The organism is Aeromonas sp. R1-1 (assembly GCF_040908495.1).
GTDB classification, from domain to species: domain Bacteria; phylum Pseudomonadota; class Gammaproteobacteria; order Enterobacterales; family Aeromonadaceae; genus Aeromonas; species Aeromonas veronii.
This window is the reverse complement of the sequence record NZ_JBFODV010000293.1, coordinates 1-22647: the sequence shown is the minus strand read 5'-3', so window position 1 is coordinate 22647 and position 22647 is coordinate 1. Positions and strand designations below refer to the sequence as shown.

23 protein-coding genes are annotated in these 22647 nt (G+C 58.3%); 6 read left to right on the top strand and 17 right to left on the bottom strand.

What is annotated here, in order from left to right; all coding sequences use genetic code 11:
• The first annotated feature begins 2 nt into the window (after positions 1 to 2).
• The gene (locus tag AB5Y92_RS19885) at positions 3 to 824 is read left to right on the top strand and encodes a symmetrical bis(5'-nucleosyl)-tetraphosphatase (protein ID WP_127007889.1); all 822 of its coding nucleotides are present in this window, start codon (positions 3 to 5) and stop codon (positions 822 to 824) included.
• 235 nt (positions 825 to 1059) lie between these two features.
• Here AB5Y92_RS19885 and AB5Y92_RS19880 read toward each other — a convergent pair whose 3' ends face one another.
• The 3 genes from AB5Y92_RS19880 to AB5Y92_RS19870 all read right to left on the bottom strand — a co-directional run bounded on the left by AB5Y92_RS19880 (position 1060) and on the right by AB5Y92_RS19870 (position 3439).
• Positions 1060 to 1569: a DUF6622 family protein gene (locus AB5Y92_RS19880; protein ID WP_201298798.1), complete on the bottom strand. Its 510-nt coding sequence runs from the start codon at positions 1567 to 1569 to the stop codon at positions 1060 to 1062.
• Positions 1570 to 1776: 207 nt separating this feature from the next.
• Positions 1777 to 2277, bottom strand: a complete 501-nt coding sequence (locus tag AB5Y92_RS19875) for a 2TM domain-containing protein (RefSeq protein WP_127007924.1) — start codon at positions 2275 to 2277, stop codon at positions 1777 to 1779.
• Between the two features lie 172 nt (positions 2278 to 2449).
• Positions 2450 to 3439 (bottom strand): luciferase-like monooxygenase, encoded by a 990-nt coding sequence (locus AB5Y92_RS19870; protein ID WP_201987514.1) that lies wholly within the window; start codon positions 3437 to 3439, stop codon positions 2450 to 2452.
• 305 nt (positions 3440 to 3744) lie between these two features.
• Here AB5Y92_RS19870 and AB5Y92_RS19865 point away from each other — a divergent pair, with 305 nt between their 5' ends.
• Both AB5Y92_RS19865 and AB5Y92_RS19860 read left to right on the top strand, forming a co-directional pair.
• Positions 3745 to 4074, top strand: coding sequence for a hypothetical protein (locus AB5Y92_RS19865; RefSeq protein WP_201987512.1), 330 nt, complete (start codon positions 3745 to 3747; stop codon positions 4072 to 4074).
• Positions 4075 to 4174: 100 nt separating this feature from the next.
• Positions 4175 to 4528, top strand: a complete 354-nt coding sequence (locus tag AB5Y92_RS19860; protein WP_368227446.1) for a hypothetical protein — start codon at positions 4175 to 4177, stop codon at positions 4526 to 4528.
• 183 nt (positions 4529 to 4711) lie between these two features.
• On the opposite strand, the gene AB5Y92_RS19855 is transcribed toward AB5Y92_RS19860, so the two are convergent.
• The 4 genes from AB5Y92_RS19855 to rplU all read right to left on the bottom strand — a co-directional run bounded on the left by AB5Y92_RS19855 (position 4712) and on the right by rplU (position 8438).
• Positions 4712 to 6082, bottom strand: a complete 1371-nt coding sequence (locus AB5Y92_RS19855; protein ID WP_368227445.1) for a YjiH family protein — start codon at positions 6080 to 6082, stop codon at positions 4712 to 4714.
• 366 nt (positions 6083 to 6448) lie between these two features.
• Positions 6449 to 7651: an Obg family GTPase CgtA gene (cgtA, locus tag AB5Y92_RS19850; protein WP_005339026.1), complete on the bottom strand. Its 1203-nt coding sequence runs from the start codon at positions 7649 to 7651 to the stop codon at positions 6449 to 6451.
• Positions 7652 to 7851: 200 nt separating this feature from the next.
• Positions 7852 to 8109 carry a 50S ribosomal protein L27 gene (rpmA, locus tag AB5Y92_RS19845; protein ID WP_005339028.1) on the bottom strand — a complete coding sequence of 86 codons (258 nt, stop codon included), beginning with the start codon at positions 8107 to 8109 and terminating at the stop codon, positions 7852 to 7854.
• A 17-nt stretch (positions 8110 to 8126) separates the two neighbouring features.
• Positions 8127 to 8438: a 50S ribosomal protein L21 gene (gene rplU / locus AB5Y92_RS19840; protein WP_005304210.1), complete on the bottom strand. Its 312-nt coding sequence runs from the start codon at positions 8436 to 8438 to the stop codon at positions 8127 to 8129.
• A gap of 242 nt (positions 8439 to 8680) precedes the next feature.
• Here rplU and ispB point away from each other — a divergent pair, with 242 nt between their 5' ends.
• Positions 8681 to 9652 carry an octaprenyl diphosphate synthase gene (ispB, locus tag AB5Y92_RS19835; RefSeq protein ID WP_201906631.1) on the top strand — a complete coding sequence of 324 codons (972 nt, stop codon included), beginning with the start codon at positions 8681 to 8683 and terminating at the stop codon, positions 9650 to 9652.
• An 81-nt stretch (positions 9653 to 9733) separates the two neighbouring features.
• Here ispB and AB5Y92_RS19830 read toward each other — a convergent pair whose 3' ends face one another.
• The 10 genes from AB5Y92_RS19830 to AB5Y92_RS19785 all read right to left on the bottom strand — a co-directional run bounded on the left by AB5Y92_RS19830 (position 9734) and on the right by AB5Y92_RS19785 (position 20419).
• A complete protein-coding gene (locus tag AB5Y92_RS19830) occupies positions 9734 to 9922 on the bottom strand; it encodes a DUF2065 domain-containing protein (RefSeq protein WP_368227444.1) in 189 nt (62 codons plus the stop codon).
• A gap of 105 nt (positions 9923 to 10027) precedes the next feature.
• A complete protein-coding gene (hflC, locus tag AB5Y92_RS19825) occupies positions 10028 to 10912 on the bottom strand; it encodes a protease modulator HflC (RefSeq protein ID WP_005339038.1) in 885 nt (294 codons plus the stop codon).
• 3 nt (positions 10913 to 10915) lie between these two features.
• A complete protein-coding gene (hflK, locus tag AB5Y92_RS19820; RefSeq protein ID WP_005341060.1) occupies positions 10916 to 12067 on the bottom strand; it encodes an FtsH protease activity modulator HflK in 1152 nt (383 codons plus the stop codon).
• A 91-nt stretch (positions 12068 to 12158) separates the two neighbouring features.
• On the bottom strand, positions 12159 to 13445 hold the full coding sequence (hflX, locus tag AB5Y92_RS19815) for a ribosome rescue GTPase HflX (RefSeq protein ID WP_005339043.1): 1287 nt from the start codon (positions 13443 to 13445) through the stop codon (positions 12159 to 12161).
• A gap of 63 nt (positions 13446 to 13508) precedes the next feature.
• A complete protein-coding gene (hfq, locus tag AB5Y92_RS19810; protein ID WP_005339045.1) occupies positions 13509 to 13772 on the bottom strand; it encodes an RNA chaperone Hfq in 264 nt (87 codons plus the stop codon).
• Positions 13773 to 13844: 72 nt separating this feature from the next.
• The gene (miaA, locus tag AB5Y92_RS19805) at positions 13845 to 14774 is read right to left on the bottom strand and encodes a tRNA (adenosine(37)-N6)-dimethylallyltransferase MiaA (RefSeq protein WP_162516049.1); all 930 of its coding nucleotides are present in this window, start codon (positions 14772 to 14774) and stop codon (positions 13845 to 13847) included.
• A complete protein-coding gene (gene mutL, locus AB5Y92_RS19800; RefSeq protein WP_368227454.1) occupies positions 14764 to 16635 on the bottom strand; it encodes a DNA mismatch repair endonuclease MutL in 1872 nt (623 codons plus the stop codon). The genes miaA and mutL overlap by 11 nt, the downstream gene beginning before the upstream one ends.
• A gap of 73 nt (positions 16636 to 16708) precedes the next feature.
• A complete protein-coding gene (locus AB5Y92_RS19795; protein ID WP_368227443.1) occupies positions 16709 to 18400 on the bottom strand; it encodes an N-acetylmuramoyl-L-alanine amidase in 1692 nt (563 codons plus the stop codon).
• 23 nt (positions 18401 to 18423) lie between these two features.
• On the bottom strand, positions 18424 to 18897 hold the full coding sequence (gene tsaE / locus AB5Y92_RS19790; RefSeq protein WP_005339056.1) for a tRNA (adenosine(37)-N6)-threonylcarbamoyltransferase complex ATPase subunit type 1 TsaE: 474 nt from the start codon (positions 18895 to 18897) through the stop codon (positions 18424 to 18426).
• A gap of 10 nt (positions 18898 to 18907) precedes the next feature.
• Complete coding sequence (locus tag AB5Y92_RS19785) at positions 18908 to 20419, bottom strand: NAD(P)H-hydrate dehydratase (protein ID WP_368227442.1); 1512 nt, start codon at positions 20417 to 20419, stop codon at positions 18908 to 18910.
• Between the two features lie 60 nt (positions 20420 to 20479).
• On the opposite strand from AB5Y92_RS19785, the gene queG reads away from it, so the two are divergent.
• Entirely contained in the window at positions 20480 to 21634 is a 1155-nt protein-coding gene (gene queG, locus AB5Y92_RS19780) for a tRNA epoxyqueuosine(34) reductase QueG (RefSeq protein ID WP_368227441.1), read from the top strand.
• A 111-nt stretch (positions 21635 to 21745) separates the two neighbouring features.
• Positions 21746 to 22486 (top strand): polyphosphate--glucose phosphotransferase, encoded by a 741-nt coding sequence (gene ppgK, locus AB5Y92_RS19775; RefSeq protein WP_368227440.1) that lies wholly within the window; start codon positions 21746 to 21748, stop codon positions 22484 to 22486.
• The last annotated feature ends 161 nt before the right edge of the window (positions 22487 to 22647 follow it).

Genomic DNA, 22647 nt, shown 5'->3' with positions numbered 1-22647 from the left:
TCATGGCGAACTGTTTTGTCGGTGACATCCAGGGCTGTTACGACGACTTGCGCCGTCTGCTGGATCTTGCCGCGTTCGATCCCGAAAATGACGTGCTCTGGCTCTGCGGCGATCTGGTCGCCCGCGGCCCGGACTCCCTCAATACCCTGCGTTTTGTCAAAGGGCTGGGCAACCGCGCCGTTACCGTGCTAGGCAACCACGACCTGCACCTGCTGGCGGTCGCCGATGGCGTTGCACCGCTCAAGAAGAAAGACAAGCTGCAAAGCCTGATGGATGCCCCTGATCGGGATGAACTGCTGGAGTGGCTGCGCCACCGCCCGCTGCTGGCCGAACATCCGGACCTGCCCATCATGATGGTGCATGCCGGGATCTCCCCCGCATGGGATGTCCGCACCGCGCGCAACTGCGCCCGCGAGGTAGAGAGCCTGCTGCGCGGAGACCAGTACAGCTGGCTGCTGCACAACATGTACGGCGACCAGCCCGATGGCTGGAAAGATGATCTGGTCGGGATCGACCGCTACCGCTACATCATCAACACCTTCACCCGGATGCGCTTCTGCTATTTCGACGGTCGTCTCGACTTCAAATGCAAGAAGGGCCCCAAGGAGTCGACCCCGGGCCTGCGGCCCTGGTTCGAGCAGCGCGAGCATCACGTGGACGACCCCATTCTGGTGTTCGGCCACTGGGCAGCCCTGATGGGCAACACCGGCAAGAGCGATATCAAGGCGCTCGATACCGGCTGTGTCTGGGGCAACAGCCTCACCCTGTGGCGCTACGAGGATGATGCCCTCTTTGCCACCCCCTGCCCCACTCACGCCAGCTAGGGCAGTGATTGCAAAGACCTGAACCAAAAAGAGAGCCCGGCAACTTGCCGGGCTCTCTTACTCTGCTATTTACATTAATAACCGATAATTTTCACTAATTAAGTAAAGGCTTGCCGTTCGTACAGCGAACTTTTATACCAATATAATATTAACTGATACATGACGAATAATATTATTAAAGCAGATCATTTAATGGTTTTAACTTTTAACTGTAATCAAGTTATTTTGAGCATAGTTAGCCACATAAATAGGTCTTTCGATATGTTAAGTAAAAATTCACTGTGCGGCCCCAAAGAACCCCACTAATCAATCCACTTGAAACACCAAAGATGATATTAAACCATAATGAGAATCTTAAAGAAGGCTCCATATTTAAAAAAGCATTCAACGCATACTTTATAATGAAAGTAATTATTACGAAAACGAGGACCCATGATGTACCGGGCCAGATAATTAAATGAGTACCTTCTTTACGCTTCAGCTGAGGTCCATCGCTAAAGTGGCGCCAGCCAATATAAGAGCCAGCTATTAACCCTGACATCATCGAAGCAAAGCCACAGAACAAAAAAGCCAGATTATCAATCACTGTGAATCCTCCCCAGAGGAGAAAAAACAATGGCATAATGAATAACCCTTCAATGTTTGTTTCTCTATCACTTAATGCATTTATGCCTGTGGTTATGAGAAATACAAACAAAATCCAGACCCATATAGGAGTCTCAGTTACAATTTGAATAAGCAACATGTCATCGTCCTTAATAAATAAAACAATGTCATCAAATGGTGAGCGCTACCTATAAACTTTATTTAAAAACCAAATATTCGCGAGAAAAATTTTTTCAGCCTTCATATCAAAATACAATCATGTCACATTTTTGGATGAGCCCATACTCATGGATATTAGTTATGAGACTATCCTATAAATATGGGCAGATATGTGACTGCTTTGAGATTACAACTTGCGCCCCAACCGTTTCTCGATCTGGCGCCGCTCCCACTCGGGGCCAAACAGCTTGAAGGGCTGAAACACCCGAACAGCATGGGAGGCAAGTCCCAGCCCCCATCCCAGGGTTGGCCACCAGGCCCAGATGTACTCCGGATTGCTCAGGTAGTTGATGACAAACAGCCCGCAGATCACCACCACGTAGCTGGCGACATGGTGATAGAAGCCCTTGAGCTCCTCCACATAGCGCATTGCCGCCCGCTCCTCTGCAGATACCTGCACCGCATCCTGACCCATAATGTCACTTCCTCTCATCTCGCGCTCCTGTTGCTCTGATCCATCCAGTTGAGCCACATCGAGTTCAAAGACGGCGGCCAGGGCCTTGAGAGATTCCAGTCCGGGTTGCTGCCCCTGCTCGATCCGCTGGATAGTGCGGACACTCAAACCAGTCAACGTTGCCAACTGATCCTGAGACCAACCCCGTTGCAATCTCAACTTCCTGACGATCATCTCAAACTCCTTGTGGTAATTGACAGGGCCAGCATAGGGCTTGCGCCGCGAAAGGTGACACGACAGATGGCCGACATCAACCTGACAACTCTTTAAAATCAATTAGTTGAATAAATATAAAGAGATATAAGGTCAAGCTCTGGCACACATGCAGATGTGCCCGGATGTGTAATCACAGGCTCTGCATCAGCTCGGCGGCAATTTCAAAGGAGCGCAGTCGGGCCTGATGATCGACGATGGGGCCATTGAACATCAGCTCATCGGCATGGGTTTCCGCCAGCAGCGCCTTGAGTCCATGACGAACCTGCTCCGGGTTGCCCACTAGCGAGCGGGCCAAGGTCTGCTCCATCGCCATCAGCTCACGGGGCGCCCACTCGTCACCAAGCTGGACGACCGGCGCGGGCAGCTTTCCCGCATCACCGCGATGAAGGCGCAAGAACTGCTGCTGCACGGTAGTGAACTGGAAGCGGGCCTCACGCTCGCTGTCGGCGGCGATCATGTTGATGCAGACCACCGCATGGGGCTTGGGCCAGCGAGCGGAGGGGCGATACTGGCTGCGGTAGATCTCCAGCGCCTGCAGCAACATGGCGGGCGCGAAATGGGAAGCAAAACCGAATGGCAAGCCCATCGCCGCTGCAAGTTGCGCGCTGTAGAGGCTGGAGCCCAGCAGCCAGATGGGCAGATGCAGCCCCTGACCGGGCACCGCCTGCACCGCGCCAATCTCGTCGCCAAAGTAGCTCATCAGCTCACGCACATCGGCTGGGAAATCATCCGCCTCACCGCTGCGCATACGTCGTAGCGCCCGCATGGTGCGCTGATCGGTCCCAGGGGCGCGGCCAAGGCCAAGGTCGATGCGGTCGGGATAGAGAGAAGCCAAAGTGCCAAACTGTTCGGCAATCACCAGCGGCGAGTGGTTCGGCAGCATGATGCCACCCGCGCCGATCCGCAGAGTGGTGGTGGCTTCGGCCAGATGGCCGATCAGCACCGAGGTGGCGGCACTGGCAATGCCCGGCATGTTGTGATGTTCGGCCAGCCAGTAGCGCTGGTAACCCCAACCCTCGGCATGGCGGGCAAGATCCCGTGAACGGCGAAACGACTCGGCAGGCACGGAACCTTCGGCAACAGGCACCAGATCGAGCGCGGAATAGGGGATGGCAGACATGGGTCACTCCATTGATTTACAGGCCAGTAACAAGTGGGGCAATGTAGCACGGGATACCTGAATGAATCACTATCTCCTGCCACACTCTGCCTGCCAAGCGGCAGCAATCGAACGGAACAAATCTCAGGCAAGTATTGTTTGAACGCTCATCCTGCTGGCCGCGCAAGCCCGGGGGTGGATCATATTTTCTTACATTTGCGGGCTGGCCTGAGCGCCCCGGGCTGGTTATAACGGTGCCCCTATAGCGAAGGGGGAGCAACAGACTCCCCCTCACTCTTTGTCACACCACACTGTTCAGGTTATCTATGTCAAAACATCTCGTTCTGCTGGGCGCACTGACGCTGTCCGGTTGCGCCCTGTTGTCTCCCCCCACCCCCACCGTCACCCCGATGCACCTTGCCGATCCCAGCCAGCGCGGCTTCTACATCGAGTGCAGCAGCATGAAAGCCTGCTTCCAGCAGGCCAACCAGACCTGCCCGCAAGGTTACAAGGAGACCGACCGCCGCCAGCAGACGCTCTACAGCACCCAGTATCTGGGGGGAAGCTATGACAAGGAGAAGAAAATCTACCAAGCTGCCAAGCCCTATAGCATCGCCAACACGGTCCACTCGTTAACCATCCAGTGTCCGATCTGAGCATAACGTCACGCTAACCCATAGGGCGGCCGGCGCGGGATACCAAGGGTCCGGCTGGCACGCTCCCCCCTTTTCATGTCCCACAGAGCACGCGCCTTTTATGTCACAGAGAATTGTCCTGCTGGGCAGTATATTGCTGTCCGGTTGCGCCCCCGCCACTGTCACTGTCACTGTCACTGAGCTCACCTCCGCAGATTCCTCGCTGCAACGATTCCAGATCGAGTGCAGTGCGCCGGATGATTGCCAGCAACAGGCAAGCTTGAGCTGTCCGCAGGGCTATCAGGAAACCGATCGCAGCCAGCACACCTTCACCAAGGTTCAGATGAGCATGGGGGGCACCGACCCGATGAGGGGATTTAGCCCGAGCTTCCCCCAGATCAGCACCTTCACCATCCATACCCTGCTGGTGCAGTGTCCCCGCAAGCCGGCACAGCCCCACCCGCAGGGACATTGATGAGCAAGGACCCGCAGGCCCTTCTCTCTTGTTACCCACACTCAGCCCACGACGAATGACCCACACCTTGCAAGGCAGGACGTTTTGCGAATAACCCGCGTCATCCATCAAGCCCGGAGAAAAGAGGAAAAGCCATAAAAAAACGGTCAACCGAGGTTGACCGTTTTTCACTACGTTGCGTCCTTAGAACAGCAGGTGTGCCACCCCGGCGATAACCGGCAAGGTGACCAGAGTGCGCAGCAGGAAGATAACAAACAGCTCCCACAACTTGACCGGGATCTTGCTGCCCAGCAGCAGGGCGCCTACTTCCGACATATAGATCAGCTGGGTTACCGACATGGCGGCAATCACGAAGCGGGTCATGTCGCTCTCGATGGTCGAGGCCAGCACAGCCGGAATGAACATGTCGGCAAAACCGACCATGATGGTCTTGGAAGCCGCTTCCGCCTCCGGCAGTTGCAGCAGCTCCAGCAAGGGGACAAACGGGGCGCCAAGCCAGTTGAAGATAGGGGTATGTTCGGCCAGCATCAGGGCACAGGTACCGATCGCCATCACCACCGGCAGCACGCCAAACACCATATCCAGTGCATTCTTCACCCCTTCCCGTGCGACTGCGCCGAGATCAGTCATGCTGTCAGCCTTGGTCAGGGCACGCTCGAAACCATAGCTCATTACGCTGTGCTGGTGCGGCACGGCTTCCTGCTTGCGGCACAGGGGAGTGCCATCGGCATAGATGTCCTTCTTCCAGCAAAGTGGCGGCAAACGCGGCACCACGATAGCGGCGACCACCCCCGCAAGACAGACGGTCAGGTAGAAGGGGACGAACATGTGCTCCAGCTTCACCTGGGAGATCACCACCAGACAGAAGGTGATGGAGACCGCAGAGAAAGTGGTGCCAATCACCGCGGCTTCACGCTGGGTATAGAACTTCCCTTCGTATTGCTTGCTGGTCAGCAGGATGCCGACGCTGCCATCGCCAAGCCAGGAGGCAAAGCAGTCCACTGCGGAGCGGCCCGGCAACCGGAACACCGGACGCATGATGCGGGTCATCATGGTGCCCACAAATTCCAGCAGCCCGAAATCGAGCAGCAACGGCAGCAGCAGGCCGGCAAAAATGAATACCGAGAACAGCACCGGCAGCAGATCGTTGAGCACCAGTCCACCGGTTGCGCCGGAGTAAAGCACCTCAGGCCCCACCTGGAAGAAGGTCAGCAGCACGAAGATACCGCCCAATACCCGCACGCAGGCCCAGAAAGGGGAGACATTGAACAAACTGTTGAGGAAAGGACGACGCACCAGAATCGCTGGCTTGAACAGCCAGGCAATCAGCGTCATCAGCATGGTGGTGGTGATCACCGCACTGACCATGGCGACCAGATAATCGGCAAAAACGCGCTGTACCAGCTTGGCCAGCACGGCCACCGGGATGGTGACGTTACCGTCATAGACGACCGGCGTCATGAACAGCAGGATCCCGATAAGTGACGGAACCAGAAACATCAACAAATTACGGCGATTATTGACCGCAGGTGCTTCGAGACTCTTTTCCAACATGATATGACTGCCCTAATGTTACTTTTCCCTAGCCCGGCCAACCTGCGTATTCATGCATTAACCGACAAAACGGGCGCAAGAATACTCTAAAAAAATGCACAAACAAGCCCTTAAGGCAGAAATCTGCGCATAAATACCTCCACAGGCAAACCTTCCATTAAAATAATAAGATACAGCGGCGCATATCGATTCAATCGACATCGCCAGATAATTGTTTCGTCATTGTTAATTTTGGTGGGCAGTATAATCGGTTATCAGTAGCAGGCAATAAGTGACATCACAAATATACCTAATGAGTTGCTGCTCGATAGACATAAAAAAACCGGAGCCTGTTCAGGCTCCGGTTTTCAATGAGAGTGACGGGGATCAGTCACGGACGTAGATGACTTCAACGCCATCATCTTCGTCGTCATCCCAATCGTCATCATCAAGCCCTTCATCGAAGGCAAGAGAGGCAGCCAGAGCTTCCGCTTCAGCCTTGGCCAACTGGTTCTTGTGGTAGTCGTCCCACTTGAACTCCACCTTCTCGATGGCGTCTTTGGCATCTTCCGCCAGCTGACGGGGCATGGTATCCAGCAGATCCAGAATGTCGTAGCAGACCTTCTTGGTGCCTTCCTTGCTGATGGCAGTGATGGCATAGACCGGACCTTCGTGGTTCAGGGCCGCCTTGACGCGATCCATCACCTCCTGGGCTTCTTCTTCCAGGATCAGGTCCATCTTGTTAAACACCAACCAGCGCGGCTTGCCAGCCAGTTCCGGGCTGTACTTCTCCAGCTCCTTGACGATGGTCACGGCATTTTCAGCAGGATCGGAGCCATCAACCGGGCAGATATCCACCAGGTGGATTAGCACGCGGCAACGCTCGAGGTGTTTCAGGAAGCGGATACCCAGACCTGCACCTTCGGCAGCGCCTTCGATCAGACCCGGGATATCGGCGATCACGAAGGAGCGGGAGTTTTCACCACGCACCACACCCAGATTCGGTACCAGGGTAGTGAAGGGGTAATCAGCCACTTTCGGGCGAGCCGCAGAAACGGCGCGAATAAAGGTAGACTTGCCTGCGTTGGGCAGACCCAGCATGCCGACATCGGCCAGCAGCAGCAGCTCCAGCTTCAGGGTACGCACTTCACCCGGAGTACCGTTACTCTTCTGGCGGGGAGCACGGTTGACGGAGCTCTTGAAGCGGGTGTTGCCCAGACCGTGGAAACCACCTTTGGCAACCAGCAGCTTCTGCTCGTGGTGGGTCAGATCCCCCAGCAGTTCACCGGTATCTTCATCGGTCGCTCGGGTACCGACCGGCACACGCAGGATCTTGTCCTTGCCGCGGCGACCGGTACAGTTGGCGCTCTGGCCATTCTCACCGCGCTCGGCAGCATGGAAACGCTCGAAACGGTAGTCGATCAGGGTATTGAGGTTCTCGTCGGCGATCAGATATACGTCGCCACCGTCACCGCCGTCACCGCCGTCCGGACCACCGTTGGGAATATATTTTTCACGGCGAAAGCTTACACAACCGTTACCACCGTCACCGGCATCGACTCGAATCTGGACTTCATCAACAAACTTCATAGGTAACCGTCACCTTAATTCGAAAAACCGATACGCAATTATAGTGGTACAGACCCCTGCGGGCGATACGCATCTTGCCAATCATGCCCGTCAGAGCCAAAGTCAGCTGCGTTCCGTTTTTTCGTCAACGACATCAGAAAGACGTCAGAAAAACAAAAGCCCCGCCTGTTGGCGGGGCTTCGGATCCTTGCGGTCCGTAATTACTCAGCAACGATGCTAACGTACTTACGATTCAGCGGACCTTTAACTTCGAACAGGATTTTACCAGTCGCGGTAGCGAACAGGGTGTGATCCTTGCCCAGACCAACGTTGGTGCCAGCGTGGAACTTGGTACCACGTTGACGAACGATGATGCTGCCAGCCAGAACTGTTTCGCCGCCGAAACGCTTCACGCCCAGGCGTTTAGCTTCAGAATCGCGACCGTTGCGGGATGAACCGCCAGCTTTTTTGTGTGCCATTTATCGGACTCCTCTAATTAAGCGCTGATGCCAGTGATTTTGACTTCAGTGAACCACTGACGGTGGCCCGCTTGCTTACGATGGTGCTTACGACGACGGAACTTGACGATAGTCACTTTCTCGCCACGGCCGTGAGCCACAACTTCAGCTACAACCTTGCCACCTTCAACGAAAGGAGCACCTACTTTAAAAGTGTCGCCTGCAGCAACCATCAGAACTTCGTTGAAGTCGATGGTAGCGCCAGTCTCAACGTTCAGCTTTTCCAGACGAACGATTTGACCTTCGGCCACACGGTGTTGTTTTCCGCCGCTTTGGAATACCGCGTACATTTGATTAACTCCGTAAAGGCATGTCTTTTGCTCAAGGCTAGACATGCGCAAAAACCTATAACAATGGGCGGGCATTCTACGCAAATCGATCTGCTCAGGCAAGGCCAATTTAGCAAAAAGTTTATTTTGTGCGCATATCTGCCGCCGTGGATAAACGCCTAACTGTAACCCATTGTGAAATCGTGTAGAATCCCTGCCATTACTAAAATCGCAGTTATTGCTGCTGTCACGTTACGAGACTTATGGACCAACAGACTATCCGTGCGCTCTGTGCCGCCGACATGACGGCGGTCAATGAACTGATCCTGGCCCGACTCCAGTCCGACGTTAGTCTGATTAATCAGCTGGGTTTCTACATTGTCAGCGCCGGCGGGAAACGGATGCGCCCCATGCTGACCGTGATGGCTGCGCGTGCGCTGGGCTATGAGGGTGAGGATCACCTGAAACTGGCCGCCATCATCGAATTCATTCACACCTCTACCCTGCTGCATGACGACGTGGTCGACGAATCCGACCTGCGCCGCGGCCGGGAGACCGCCAACGCCATGTTTGGCAATGCTGCCAGCGTGCTGGTCGGTGACTACCTCTATAGCCGCTCCTTCCAGATGATGGCCGAACTCTCCAACCTGCGGGTGATGGAGATCCTCTCGGATGCCACCAACACCATAGCCGAAGGAGAAGTGTTGCAGCTGATGAACTGCAACGACCCGGATACCACCGAAGAGAGCTACATGACGGTCATCTACTGCAAGACCGCCAAGCTGTTCGAGGCCGCTACCCGACTCGCCGCCGTGCTGACTCATCAGCCCGAGCCCGTCGAGCAGGCCATGACCGATTACGGCAAGTATCTGGGCACTGCGTTCCAGATCATCGATGACGTAATGGACTACTGCTCCCAGAGCGAAGAGATGGGCAAGAACGTCGGCGACGATCTGGCCGAAGGCAAACCGACCCTGCCGCTGCTGCACGCCATGGAAGTGGGTACACCGGAAGAGCGCCAGCTGGTGCGCGATGCCATCGAGCACCGCAACGGCATGGAGCATCTTGAGCAGATCCTGGCCATTCTCGATCGTACCGGCGCGCTGGAGTACTCCCGCATGCGTGCCAGGGAAGAGGCCGACAAGGCCATTGCCGCGCTCGCCATCCTGCCTGACTCCCAGCACAAGCACGCGCTGGAAACACTGGCCCACATGGCCGTGCAGCGCAGTGCCTGAGTAAACGACATGGATGAAAAAAGAGGCCTTCGGCCTCTTTTTTATTGTCTGCTATCTGCTGGACAGTGCATTGCGCCAGACTCAGCGACTCAGCATCCAGAGGATCACGCTACCCGCCACCACTAGCGAGCCGCCGATACGGCGCAACTGCTCCGGTGGCTGATCGCTCAGCAGCCGCAACATCTGCTGCCATGCCCTGGGCATCAACAACGGGCCGAGCCCCTCGAAAAACAGCAGCAATCCCAACCCCATCAGCATGGATGTCAGCATCCGACCTCCTTCAATGCAACCAGCCCCCTGGATCGACGGCTGGCATTGGCACCAAAAACAAAAGGGTCTGACAATGCAGACCCTTTGAATGTGACCTCGTGGCGATTACTGCTTGGTGCCGTGAGGAGACTTGAGGTAACGGAAGAACTCGCTGTCCGGCTTGAGCACCATCAGGTCGTTGCCACCGGCAAAGCTCTTGCGATAGGCCTCCATGCTACGCACGAAGCTGAAAAACTCGGGGTCTTTCTTGTAGCTGTCGGCATAGATCTTGGCGGCTTCCGCATCCCCTTCACCGCGCAGCTGGCGAGCGTTACTCTCGGCGTCAGCGATCATAACGGTTACCTTGCGGTCGATATCGGCACGCAGGATTTCAGCCTTCTCGCGACCCTGAGAGCGGTGCTCACGGGCAACTGCGGTTCGCTCGGCACGCATCCGCTGGTAGATGGAGTTGGAGACTTCCACCGGCAGGTTGATCTGCTTGATCCGCACATCCACCACCTTGATACCGAGCTCGGAGGAGCGCGCCATCTTCTTCAGGGCATCTTCCATCACGGTACTGCGCTCACCGGAGACGATGTCCTTGATGGTACGGTTACCAATCTCGGAACGCAGACCGTTGTTGATCTTGCGCTTGAGCAGGTCTTCAGCCTGCAGCTTGTTGCCACCACCGGTTGCCAGGTAGTACTTGGAGAAGTCCTCGATCTTCCACTTCACGTAGGAGTCGATGATCAGGTCTTTCTTCTCGGAGGTGACAAAACGGTCGGCCTGGCTGTCAATGGTCTGGATGCGGGCATCCATCTTGCGAACCTGGTCGATGAGCGGCACCTTGAAGTGCAGGCCCGGCTCATAGAGGCGGGGTTCACCGGAGTCAACCCGCTTCACCTTGCCAAACTGCACCACAATCCCCTTCTGACCTTCATCAACGATAAAGACAGAGGAGAAGCAGACCATGGCCGCGACAGCGATTGCACCAATAGCTAGCTTTTTCATCTATCAGTTTCTCCCTGAGCTGAAGCGGTCACCGCTACGCAGCGGCATTGTCGGGGTAGAGTTGGCACCCTCGTTGGAAACGGGGACCTGCTCTGTGACCGGGGCGGCAGTGGCACGATCAGACTGGGTTACCTTCGGCTTGCCAGACAGCTTGTCGAGCGGCAGGTAGATCATGCTGTTGTTGCCAGCCGGCATGTCGACCACCACCTTGTTGGCCTGCTGATAGAGCTCTTCCATGGTTTCCAGATAGATACGCTCACGGGTCAGCTCGGGGGCAGCCAGATACTGGGGCAGCAGCTCGTTGAAGCGAGCAACTTCACCCTGGGCTTTCAACACGATCTGGGACTTGTAAGCTTCCGCTTCCTGCTCCAGACGCTTCACCTGACCACGGGCCTTGGGCTCCACTTCACGGGCATAGGCTTCTGCTTCACGAATGAAGCGCTGTTCATCTTCCTGAGCGGAGATGGCGTCATCAAAGGCGTCTTTCACCTCTTCCGGCGGACGCGCCGGCAGGAAGTTGACGTCGACGATCTGCAGACCCATCTGGTAGGGCTCGATGATGCCATCGATCACCTGCCAGGTCTCCTGACGCACCTTCTCACGACCGGTGGTCAGCACGTCATCCATCCGGGTATGACCCACCACGTAGCGCAGGGCGCTATCGGTGGCCTGACCCAGACTCTCGTCGGCATTGGTCACGCTGAACAGATACTGCTCGGGATTGACCACACGGTACTGCACGTCCATCTCGACCCGTACCACGTTCTCATCCTGAGTCAGCATGAAACCGGAGGCAGGCAGGGAGCGCACGGACTCGACGTCCACCGGGATCACCTGATCGATAAAGGTCGGCTTCCAGCGCAGGCCCGGCTCGACAATATGGGAAAACTTGCCAAACCGCAGCACGGCACCACGCTCCGCTTCGCGAATGGTGTAGAAGCCGCTGACGACCCACACCACCACAGCCACAACCAGCGCGATGGAGATACCAAAGCGACCTACATCGCCGCCAGATTTGCCGCCACCAAACAAGCCACCGAAACGGCGACTCACTTTGCGCAGCATTTCATCCAGATCAGGGGGTCCCTGATTCTTGCCGTTATTCCCCCAAGGGTCACGGTCTTTGCCGTTGTTACCAGGCTCATTCCAAGCCATCAGCGTCTCCATTAATACATGCGGATGGATATCATCTCTATCGGGCCATCATACGTTGCGAAGCCCCTAAGGGTTCATCTTCATCAACGAATCAATGCCTGATAAAGCGTTGTAAACTCTCACCTTCCTGTTTCACGAGGCGGTTCCAGTCGGCCACTTGCAAGCGGACTTCCAGCACGAAATCACCCTCCTCGCTAAAACCTTCCTGCTCAATCCCTTTCAGCTGATAGAGCGCACTGCGCAATCTCGCGGCAGAAGGAGGCAACTGCAGGGTGTGATGCACCATGGAGCCAGCCAGCAATTCGGTCAGCGCCGTAAACAGATGCTCACAACCTTCACCAGTCTGGGCCGACAACCAGACGCGCAACGGGCGCCCCTCGTCATCTCGCTCCAGACCTGCCGGACGATCCGCCAGCTTGTCGATCTTGTTGCAGATCATCAGCTGGGGCCTGTCATCGGCTTCAATCTCGGCCAACACCTGCTGCACGGAGTCGATATTCTCCTGCATCTGCTCATCGGCACAGTCCACCACATGCAGCAGCAGATCCGCCTCACGGGTCTCCTGCAGGGTAGCCTTGAAGGCCGCGACCAGATCATGGGGCAAGTGTCGAATAAATCCAACTGTATCCGCCAAAATCACATCACCCACATCCCGGATCACCAGTTTACGCAGGGTGGGATCCAGAGTTGCGAACAATTGGTCGGCAGCATACACGCTGGCAGCTGTAAGTTGGTTGAACAAAGTGGACTTTCCTGCGTTGGTATAACCAACCAGTGACACCGTCGGCACTTCGTTGCGGTTGCGGGCGCGGCGTCCCTGCTCCCGCTGCTTGGCCACCTTGTCGAGCCGACGCAAAATCGCCTTGATGCGTTCCCGCAGCAGACGTCGGTCAGTTTCAAGCTGGGTTTCACCCGGGCCACGCAGACCGATCCCGCCCTTTTGACGCTCAAGGTGGGTCCAGCCTCGCACCAGACGAGTGGAAAGATGGCGCAACTGGGCCAGTTCGACCTGCAGTTTACCTTCATGGGTTCGGGCGCGCTGGGCAAAGATATCGAGGATCAGGCCGGTTCGATCCACCACCCGGCACTGGAACAGACGCTCCAGGTTGCGCTCCTGGGCAGGGGTCAGGGCATGGTTGAAGATGACGACGTCGGCATCCAGCATCTGGACTTGGGACGCGATCTCTTCAGCCTTGCCACTGCCGACAAAAAATTTGGCACTGGGCGCACTGCGACTGGTGGTAATTACCCCCAGCGCATTGACTCCGGCCGAGCTCACCAACATCTTGAGCTCTTCCAGATCCTCCCGCTCACCCTCATCACTGAAGTTGACATGCACCAGAACGGCCTGTTCGCCAGCTTCATAACGGTCAAACAAGCGCTTGCTCCTTAACAGGAATCATGATGAATCTGAGTTGGCGAGTCGACTCGCCCAGGGATATCACGCCTCGGCATCACCCTGTTCATCAGCCGCGCCACCCGGAGTGGGCTGGTGATGATTGACGGCACGGGCCGGTACGACAGTCGAGATGGCGTGCTTATAAACCATCTGGCTCACGGTGTTTTTCAGCAGGATAACAAACTGGTCAAAAGACTCGATCTGACCTTGCAGTTTGATGCCGTTCACCAAATAGATAGAAACAGGAATCCGCTCACGGCGCAGCGCATTCAAAAACGGGTCTTGGAGAGATTGCCCCTTAGCCATTTTTCTTTTCCTTATAGTTTGTTGTTTTTAAACACCGAATATCAATATAACAACCTGATTATACAGGGAGTGTCAAGCCGCACCAGCGCGAGCAAGCACGCGGTCGAGATTGCCAGACTCACCAGATTCCAACCAGGTCACATCGGGCCAGCCGCGCAACCAGGTCATCTGTCGTTTTGCCAATTGGCGTGTGGCAACAATGCCACGATAACGCATCTCATCATACCCCACTTCACCGCACAGGTAGTCCCACATTTGGCGATAACCCACACAGCGAATGGAGGGGAGATCCGGGTGCAGATCGCCGCGCGCCATCAGCGCACGAACCTCCTGTTCAAAGCCACCTTGCAGCATCTTGTCAAAGCGCTGTTCGATCCGCTGATGCAGCACGGCACGATCGCTCGGGGCGATGGCAAACTGCTGCACTCGATAGGGCAAGCCCTCCCCCTGCACCTGCGTCAGCTCGGTAAGGGTCTTGCCGCTGATACGGTAGACCTCAAGCGCCCGGCTGAGCCGCTGCGGGTCATTGGGGTGAATTCGCGCCCCGGCCACCGGGTCAATGCGTACCAGCTCGTCGTGCAGCGCCTGCCAACCGAGGCGGGCTGCCTCTTCCTCAATCCCGGCTCGAATGGCGGGATCGGCGGAGGGCAGCGGGGACAATCCCTCCAGCAGCGCCTTGAAATAGAGCATGGTGCCGCCCACCAGCAGCGGAATGCGGCCACGGTCGGCGATCTCTTTCATCTCCCGCAGGGCATCCTTGCAAAAATCGGCTGCCGAATAGCTCATGGCGGGGTCAAGAATGTCGATCAGCCGGTGCGGGGCACGTGCCAGTTCATCAGCGGTCGGCTTGGCCGTGCCGATATCCATGCCGCGATAGATCAGCGCCGAATCGACGCTGATGATGTCGCAAGGCAATGCCTGACACAGTTCAATGGCGAGATCCGTCTTGCCGGAGGCCGTCGGCCCCATCAGAAAAATTGCGGTCGGCAAGTCACTCGCCATGTTCAAACTCCTCCAGCACGGTCGCCAACGAAAGGGGACGCACCATGCGAATGTCTGCCAGTTGGTCACTGAAATCAGTCACAAGTTCCGTCAGCAGACGACTGGCAGTTGAAAAATCGTATATCTTCTCGCGGCTTATCCCCTGCTCCACCAGCCATTGGCATAATACTTCAGCCTGCTGACCAGCATCACTGTCAGATCCGCCCTCGATAATTTGCAGCAATTCGGGTAACAGACGTACCAGATCGGTCTGGCGCAGCAGAGCCGGCACCCGAGTCAGGATCATGGTGTCGCGCCCCCCGCTTTTCAACTCCAGCCCCATCCGTTTCAGCAAACGCTCCTGCTCGGTCACCAGCACGATCAAATTCTTCGGCAATTTGAAGGAGACCGGCAGCAACAGTGGCTGGGCCGCCAGTCCCTGGCCCCAGGTCTCCAGCAGCCAGTGGCGCAGCAGCACCCGCTCGGCGCGCACCAGCGAGAGCAGCGCCAGCTGATTATCCCGCTCGATCAACAGGTAGGCCTGATCCACCAGTGTCAGGGCGCGACATCCCCCCTGTTTGGGTGACGGCACCGTGTCGGTGGACTGTGCGGGAGCTGCCTCAGTCGCAGTTGCGATAGGCAGCGTAGTGAGCAGAGCTCCCATGCCGCGCATCGCCTCCCGGCTTGGGGGCTCGTGCGGTTGATAATTGCTGGCTCGGCCAGCCCCACCGCCCCCCTCCCGCACCTGTGCAGGTGCCCGGTAGCTGTGCTCGGCACCGTACCACTCCGGGCGTGGCGCCTGACCGGGATATTCAATCTGCGGACTGACCGGCAACTCGACCAGGGTTTCGGCCAGCGGCGCGTCCTGATGAGCGGCGCTGACCCCTTCGCGGCGCAGCGCGGTAAACAGCGCCTGAAAGATAAAGTCGTGGATCAGTCGCGCCTGATGGAAGCGCACCTCATGCTTGGCTGGGTGAACGTTGACATCCACCTGACGGGGATCCAGCTCGATATAGAGTACATAGGCGGCGAAGCGGTCGGGAGGCAACAACTCGTCATAGGCCTGACGAATGGCGTGGTTGATGAGCTTGTCGCGCATCATCCGGCCGTTTACGTAGGTGTATTGCAGATCGTTTTGGGGTCTTGCCCCCTCCGGAGTCGCCAGCCAGCCCCACAGACGCACGTCGCTATGCTCGCTTTCCACCGCCAGCGCATGGTGCATGAAGGGGGTGCCGCAAACGGCGGCGAGACGTCGCTCCTGCTCCGGCACGGTATTGGCGGCCTTGTACTGACGCACCACCTTGCCATTGTGGCGCAGGATCAGGGTGGCATCGAAGCGGGAGAGCGCGATGCGGCGCACCAGCTCGTCGATATGGGCAAACTCGGTCTTTTCGCTGCGCATGAACTTGCGCCGCGCCGGGGTATTGAAGAAGAGATCCACCACCTCCACCGTAGTGCCTACCGGATGGGCTGCCGGCTTGATGGTGACGCTCATCTCCCGCCCTTCCGCCTGGGCTTGCCAGGCTTCGGACTGATCTGCAGTACGGGAGGTGAAAGTGAGACGGGAGACCGAGCTGATGGAGGCGAGCGCCTCGCCACGAAAACCGAGGCTGTTGATCCCTTCCAGATCGTCCAGCGTGGCCACCTTGGAGGTCGCATGACGCGACAGCGCCAGCACCAGCTCGTCTTTGGCGACGCCACAGCCATTGTCACGGATGCGGATCAGCTTGGCCCCCCCCTTGTCGATGTCGATCTCGACCCGGTCGGCACCCGCATCCAGGCTGTTTTCCACCAGCTCTTTCACCACAGAAGAGGGCCGCTCCACCACCTCTCCGGCTGCAATCTGGTTGGCCAGAATGGGTGGCAAAATACGGATCGGCATCATTTACTCCTGAATTTCAATCTTGCTGATGGTATTCGCTAACAGCGGGAGCGGCATCGCCCGCTCCCGTGCGTCAGTTTTGCGGAATGTAGAGCACCTGCCCTACCTGAATATTCCGCGACTTGAGCTTGTTGATCTCTACCAGCCGTGCCTGACTCACCCCATGTTTCTCGGCAAGGCGGGAGAGGCTCTCGCCCCGCTTGACCACATGGCGGATCATCTGCGACTTGTCGTCACTGCGAACGGGGGCGGCAGCGCGGCTCTGCCCCTGCTGGGGAATATAGATGGTCTGACCAATCTGAATATCCCGACTGCGCAGCTGGTTGATCTCCACCAGAGTGGACTGACTCACTCCATGCTTCTCGGCAAGGCGGGAGAGGCTCTCGCCCCGTTTGACCACATGGCGGAGCATCCGCGATTTGTCATAGTCGCCCACACTGCTGACCGGTGCACCGCTCTCCTGCGCTGCCGCCGAGTAAGGCTTGATCACCCCGGCGCCAGAGCCGCTCCCAGCACCGCCGTCACGGACGGTGGCGGGCATCTTGTTGGTCACTACCGGCTGCGACTGTGTCTGCCTGGGCTGGCTCACCGGCTGCCGGGCTACCGGTGCAGGGCGAGTGGTCGCGACAGGTTGGCTCACCTGCCCCTTGCCGGTCAGCATGGCCCCCTTGGTCGGGTGGGCGCGGTAGTAGTTGCGGATCCCCTCGAAGATGGCACGGGCCAGCTGGTCCTGATAGCTGGCGGTGGCCAGCAGCTTCTCTTCCGCATGGTTGGAGATAAAGCCGGTTTCGACCAGCACGGATGGAATATCCGGCGCCTTCAGCACCGCCAGACTGGCGTGTTCCGGCGCCTTCTTGTGCAGTCGGGCGACCTTGCCCATGGAGCGCAGGATCTGGCGGCTGACGTCATATCCTTCGGCACGGGACTTGTCCATGGAGAGGTCGAGGAAGGTCTGTGCCAGATAGGGGTTGGGATCGGATTCCGCCAACACCTTGCCGACACCGCCCAGCAGCTCGCCCTGCTTCTCCTGCTTCTCCAGCCAGCTGCCCATCTCGCGGTTGGCACGGTTGGTCGAGAGGACCCAGACCGAGGCACCACGCGGAGTCGAGTTATGAAAACTGTCTGCATGGATAGAGACCAGCAGATCCGCCTTGGCCTTGCGGGCGATCTCGGAGCGCTTGTTGAGGTCGACGAAGTAGTCGCCACGACGGGTCATCACGGCACGCATCCCCGGTTCACGATCGATCAGTGCCGCCAGCTTCTGGGAGACCGCCAGCGTGACCCGCTTCTCGTAGGTGCGGCGCGGGCCGATGGAGCCCGGGTCTTCCCCGCCATGGCCCGGGTCGATGGCGATCACCACCCCCTTGCCCTTGCCACCGACAGGCGTGGACTGCACCGCAGCCGCCGAGCGCTTCTCTTCATAGGGAAGGTCGATGACCAGACGGTGGCCATAGGGCCCGGCTGGCGCCAGCGGAAAGACCACCGGCTTGATGGCGGAGCTGAGATCCATCACCAGCCGCAGACCGCCCTTCTCCAGCGGAGTGCTCTGGCGGATCTTGCGCACCAGTTCGCTGTTGTTCTCGATCCGCGCCAGATTGGCGGCGTTGCTCGCCCCTTTCAGATCGATCACCAGCCGATCCGGACCGGTGAGGGTGAAGTAGTTGTAATTGGGGGCGCTGCTCATATCGAGCACCACCCGGGTATTATCCGGTGATGGCCAGATTCGTACGCTCTTGAGCTGATTCGCCCAAGAGGGTAACGCCATCAAAGAGAGAGCAATAACAAGGATCAAGCGCACGTAGATGACAACCGTTCCAGAATGGCTTCGCCAATAGCAGTGCGAGCCTCTATCAGAACCTCGCGCTGCTCGCCTACATAAGTGAGGGTAATTTCCAGGTCGGGAGCCGGTAACCAGCCCTCGCCCTTCTCGGACCACTCCACCAGACAGAGAGTGTTGGCGGCAAAATAGTCCCGAATGCCCATGAATTCCAGCTCTTCCGGATCAGCCAAGCGATAGAGATCAAAATGGTAGACCTGCCAGCCATCGAGCTCATAGGGTTCGACCAGGGTGTAAGTCGGGCTTTTTACCTTGCCCTGATGGCCAAGGCCCTGCACCCAGCCGCGGGTCAGGGTGGTTTTACCGGCGCCAAGCGTGCCATGCAAAAACACTGTGGTCGCCTGCTGGCAGGCCTGTGCCAGACGGCCACCCAGTGCCACGGTTGCTGCCTCGTCCGGCAGTGTCATCATCAACTGTTTTGCCATGTTCTTCTTTTTAACTTGTAATGGTGTCGGGATTAACCAGTTTGCGGATCAGCGGCAGCAGATCTGACGCCAGCATGCCCCGCTCGCCGTCGGTGGCGGCCAAGTCGGCAGCCTCGCCGTGGATCACGGCGCCCAGCCAGCTTGCCATGGTGGCAGACCAGCCCTGGGCCAAAAGGGCGGCGATTATACCAGATAACAGATCGCCCATGCCGCCACTTGCCATGCCGGGATTGCCTTCACAACAGAGAGCGACCCGCTCGCCGTCATAAATAAGTGTTCCCGCCCCTTTTAACAACACCACACCGCCATAACGCCGCTGCAGCGCCTGCACGGCGGCAAACCGGTCGGTTTCAATCTCGGCAATGGTGCATCCCAGCAGGCGCGCCGCTTCGCCGGGATGGGGCGTGAGCACCCAATTATCCTGATGGCGGGGAGATTGCGCCAGCCAATTCAATCCATCGGCGTCCAAAACCAGTGGCAGCCGATCGGTGAGATTACGAGCGATTTGCGCTCTTCCCCATTCATCCTGACCGAGCCCGGGGCCAATGACCCGCACCGACGCCCACCCCTCGTCATCTGCGGTAGTGAGACTCATCAGTTCAGGTTGATAGAGGCTGACCGGCGGATGTTCCGGATGCTGACATACCCGCACCAGCCCGGCCCCCGCCCGCAGGCAGGCGCGGGCAGCCAGCACGATGGCCCCCTGCATGCCGCGATTGCCCCCCACCAGCAGTACCTTGCCATAAGAGCCCTTGTGGGAAGCGCGCGGGCGCGGGGTCACCTGCGTGCTCAGCTGCGGATAATCGATACGCCAGGCGGCGGGCAGCATAGTGTCATCAGGCGTCACGCCAAGGGGATCGCAGTCTAGCTGGCCGACACAATCCACCCCGTCGCCGGTGAGCATCCCCTGCTTGATACCGATAAAGGTGAGGGTGCGAGTGGCCTGCACCACGGCCCCCATGGCACGGCCGGTATCGCCGTTGAGGCCGGAGGGGAGATCCACCGCCAGCACGGGCACAGCCAAGCCATTGATTGTTGCGACGATCTTTGTCAGTAGTGGCGAGAGGGGCGTGTTGACGCCGGTGCCAAACAGGGCATCGATCACCAGATCCGGGGCGGAGTGTTGTGCATCATCAAACTGCTCGGCCAGCCAGACCCGGCCACCGGCCGCCAGCCACTCATCGGCGGCCCGTCTGGCATCCCCCTTCAGCTGGTCGGGTGCTCTGGCGGCAATCACCACCACCTCGATGCCAATCTGGCGGGCAAGGCGGGCCAGCACATAGCCATCACCGCCGTTATTACCGGGGCCGACGAAGATCCACCAGCAGCGACTATCGGGCCAATGCAGGGTGGCATAGGTGCGCAGCGCGGCACCGGCTCGCTCCATCAGGGCATAGAGAGGTTGCCCCTCACGCGCGGCCCAGTTGCGCTCCAGTGCGCGGATCTGTTCAGTCTGCCACAGCCCCTGTGGTAAACTGCCCCCCTCTTTTGTGCCCAACGCGCCCCTGATGATCTCTACCATGACGGCTCCCGCCTCTTATCAATCGACCCACGCCAGCAAACGCCGGCCAGGCCAAGCCACATGAGCGCACCTGACTTCCACCAGCTGGCCCACGATATCAAGCTCTGGGCACGGGAGCTAGGATTTGACCAAGCGGGCATCACCGACACCGACCTGCGTATCGAAGAGCCGAGATTGCAGGCCTGGCTGGATGCGGGCTATCACGGCAGCATGGATTACATGGCGCGCCACGGCATGATGCGCGCGCGCCCCCACGAGCTGCTGCCGGGCACGGTGCGGGTGTTGTCGGTGCGGATGAACTACCTGCCGTTCGAGGCGGGCTTCGCCGCTACCCTGCGCGATCCGACCCTCGGCTACATCAGCCGCTATGCTCTCGGCCGTGACTACCACAAGGTGCTGCGCAACCGGCTCAAACAGCTGGGTGATCGCATCGAAGCGCGCTGCGCCGAGCTGTTTCAAGGCACTGAAGAGACCTTGGGTGAGTGGCGCCCCTTCGTTGACTCCGCCCCCATCCTCGAGCGGCCACTGGCGGCCAAGGCGGGCCTAGGCTGGGTTGGCAAACACTCACTGCTGCTCAACGAATCGGCTGGCTCCTTCTTCTTTCTCGGTGAGCTGTTGCTCAACCTGCCGCTGCCACTCGACCAGCCAGTGGAGAAGGAGCAGTGCGGCAAGTGCGTCGCCTGCATCAACATCTGCCCGACCGGCGCCATTATCGCCCCCTATGTGGTGGATGGCCGCCGCTGCATCTCCTATCTCACCATCGAGAATGACGGCCCTATTCCGGAAGAGTTCCGGCCCCTGATGGGCAACCGCATCTACGGCTGCGACGACTGCCAGCTTATCTGCCCCTGGAATCGCTACGCAGACGCCAGCCCGGAACCCGACTTCAGCCCCCGCCCCAACCTGCACCGCCCGCCCCTGCTGGCGCTGTGGTGCTGGAGCGAGAGCGACTTTCTCAAACAGACCGAGGGGAGCCCGATCCGCCGCATCGGCTACCAACGCTGGCGCCGCAATCTGGCGGTCGCCCTTGGCAATGGCCCGGCGACCCCCGAGGTGATCGCCGCCCTGCAACTGGGGCTGACCACCGCCGATCCCATGGTGGCCGAACATATCGAATGGGCGCTGGCCACCCTTGCCCGGCGTCAGGATGAAGAGAACAAGAAGACCCGTTTGCTGATCCGCTGCATCGAAAAAGGTCTGTCGGATCACGCATAAGTGATCTGCCCCTTGCCGGATTGCAGCACTTTTTTCATGCTCTGCCGACCTGCAGTGCCCATAACAGCGTGGTCACTGCAAACTGCTCGGCACACAACAAGGACAACACTGATGCATATGTTGGGAGTGGATATTGGAGGCTCAGGGATCAAGGGCTGTCTAGTCGATACCAAAACCGGCGAATTGATTGGCGAGCGCCATCGCATTGCCACACCGCAACCGGCCACCCCGGCCGCCATCGCCCATACCCTCAAGGCGCTGGTCGAACACTTCGACTGGAAAGGACCGGTGGGCTGCGGCTTTCCCGCCACTATCCACAACGGGGTTGCCAAGAGTGCCGCCAATATCGACAAGAGCTGGATTGAGACCGATGCCGAGCATCTGTTTGCCGATGTCACCGGCAAGCCCTGCTATGTGCTGAACGATGCCGATGCCGCCGGTCTGGCAGAGATGCGCTTTGGCGCTGGCAAGGATCGCAAGGGGGTCATCATCCTCATCACGGTCGGCACCGGCATCGGCACCGCCATCTTCGTCAACGGCCATCTGCTGCCCAACACCGAGCTGGGCCATCTGATGCTGGAAGGAATGGCCGCCGAGCACTACTGCTCCGATGCGGCGCGCAAACGGGAAGATCTCTCCTGGAACCGTTGGGGCAAGCGTTTCAACAAGTATCTGGCGCGCCTCGAGTTTCTCTTCTCCCCCGACCTCTTCATTCTGGGGGGCGGCAGCGCAGCCAAGCTGGATAAGTTTGTCGATCGCATCGAGACCCGGGCGCCGCTTATTCCGGCGGCCAGCCTCAATCAGGCGGGCATTATCGGGGCCGCCCTCTACGCGGCCGAGCAGCAGGGCTGACTCAGGCTCACTGCAAATCAGCAGATATCCAATGGAAAGGGCCCGGCACTGCTGCCGGGCCCTTTTGTTTGGCCGTCATCTTGCGTGTTTGGTGCTTATCACCCGTTACATGTCATCGAGTCGATGCACTCCGTGCACCAGTCGGGTCAGGCGGGTCTGCT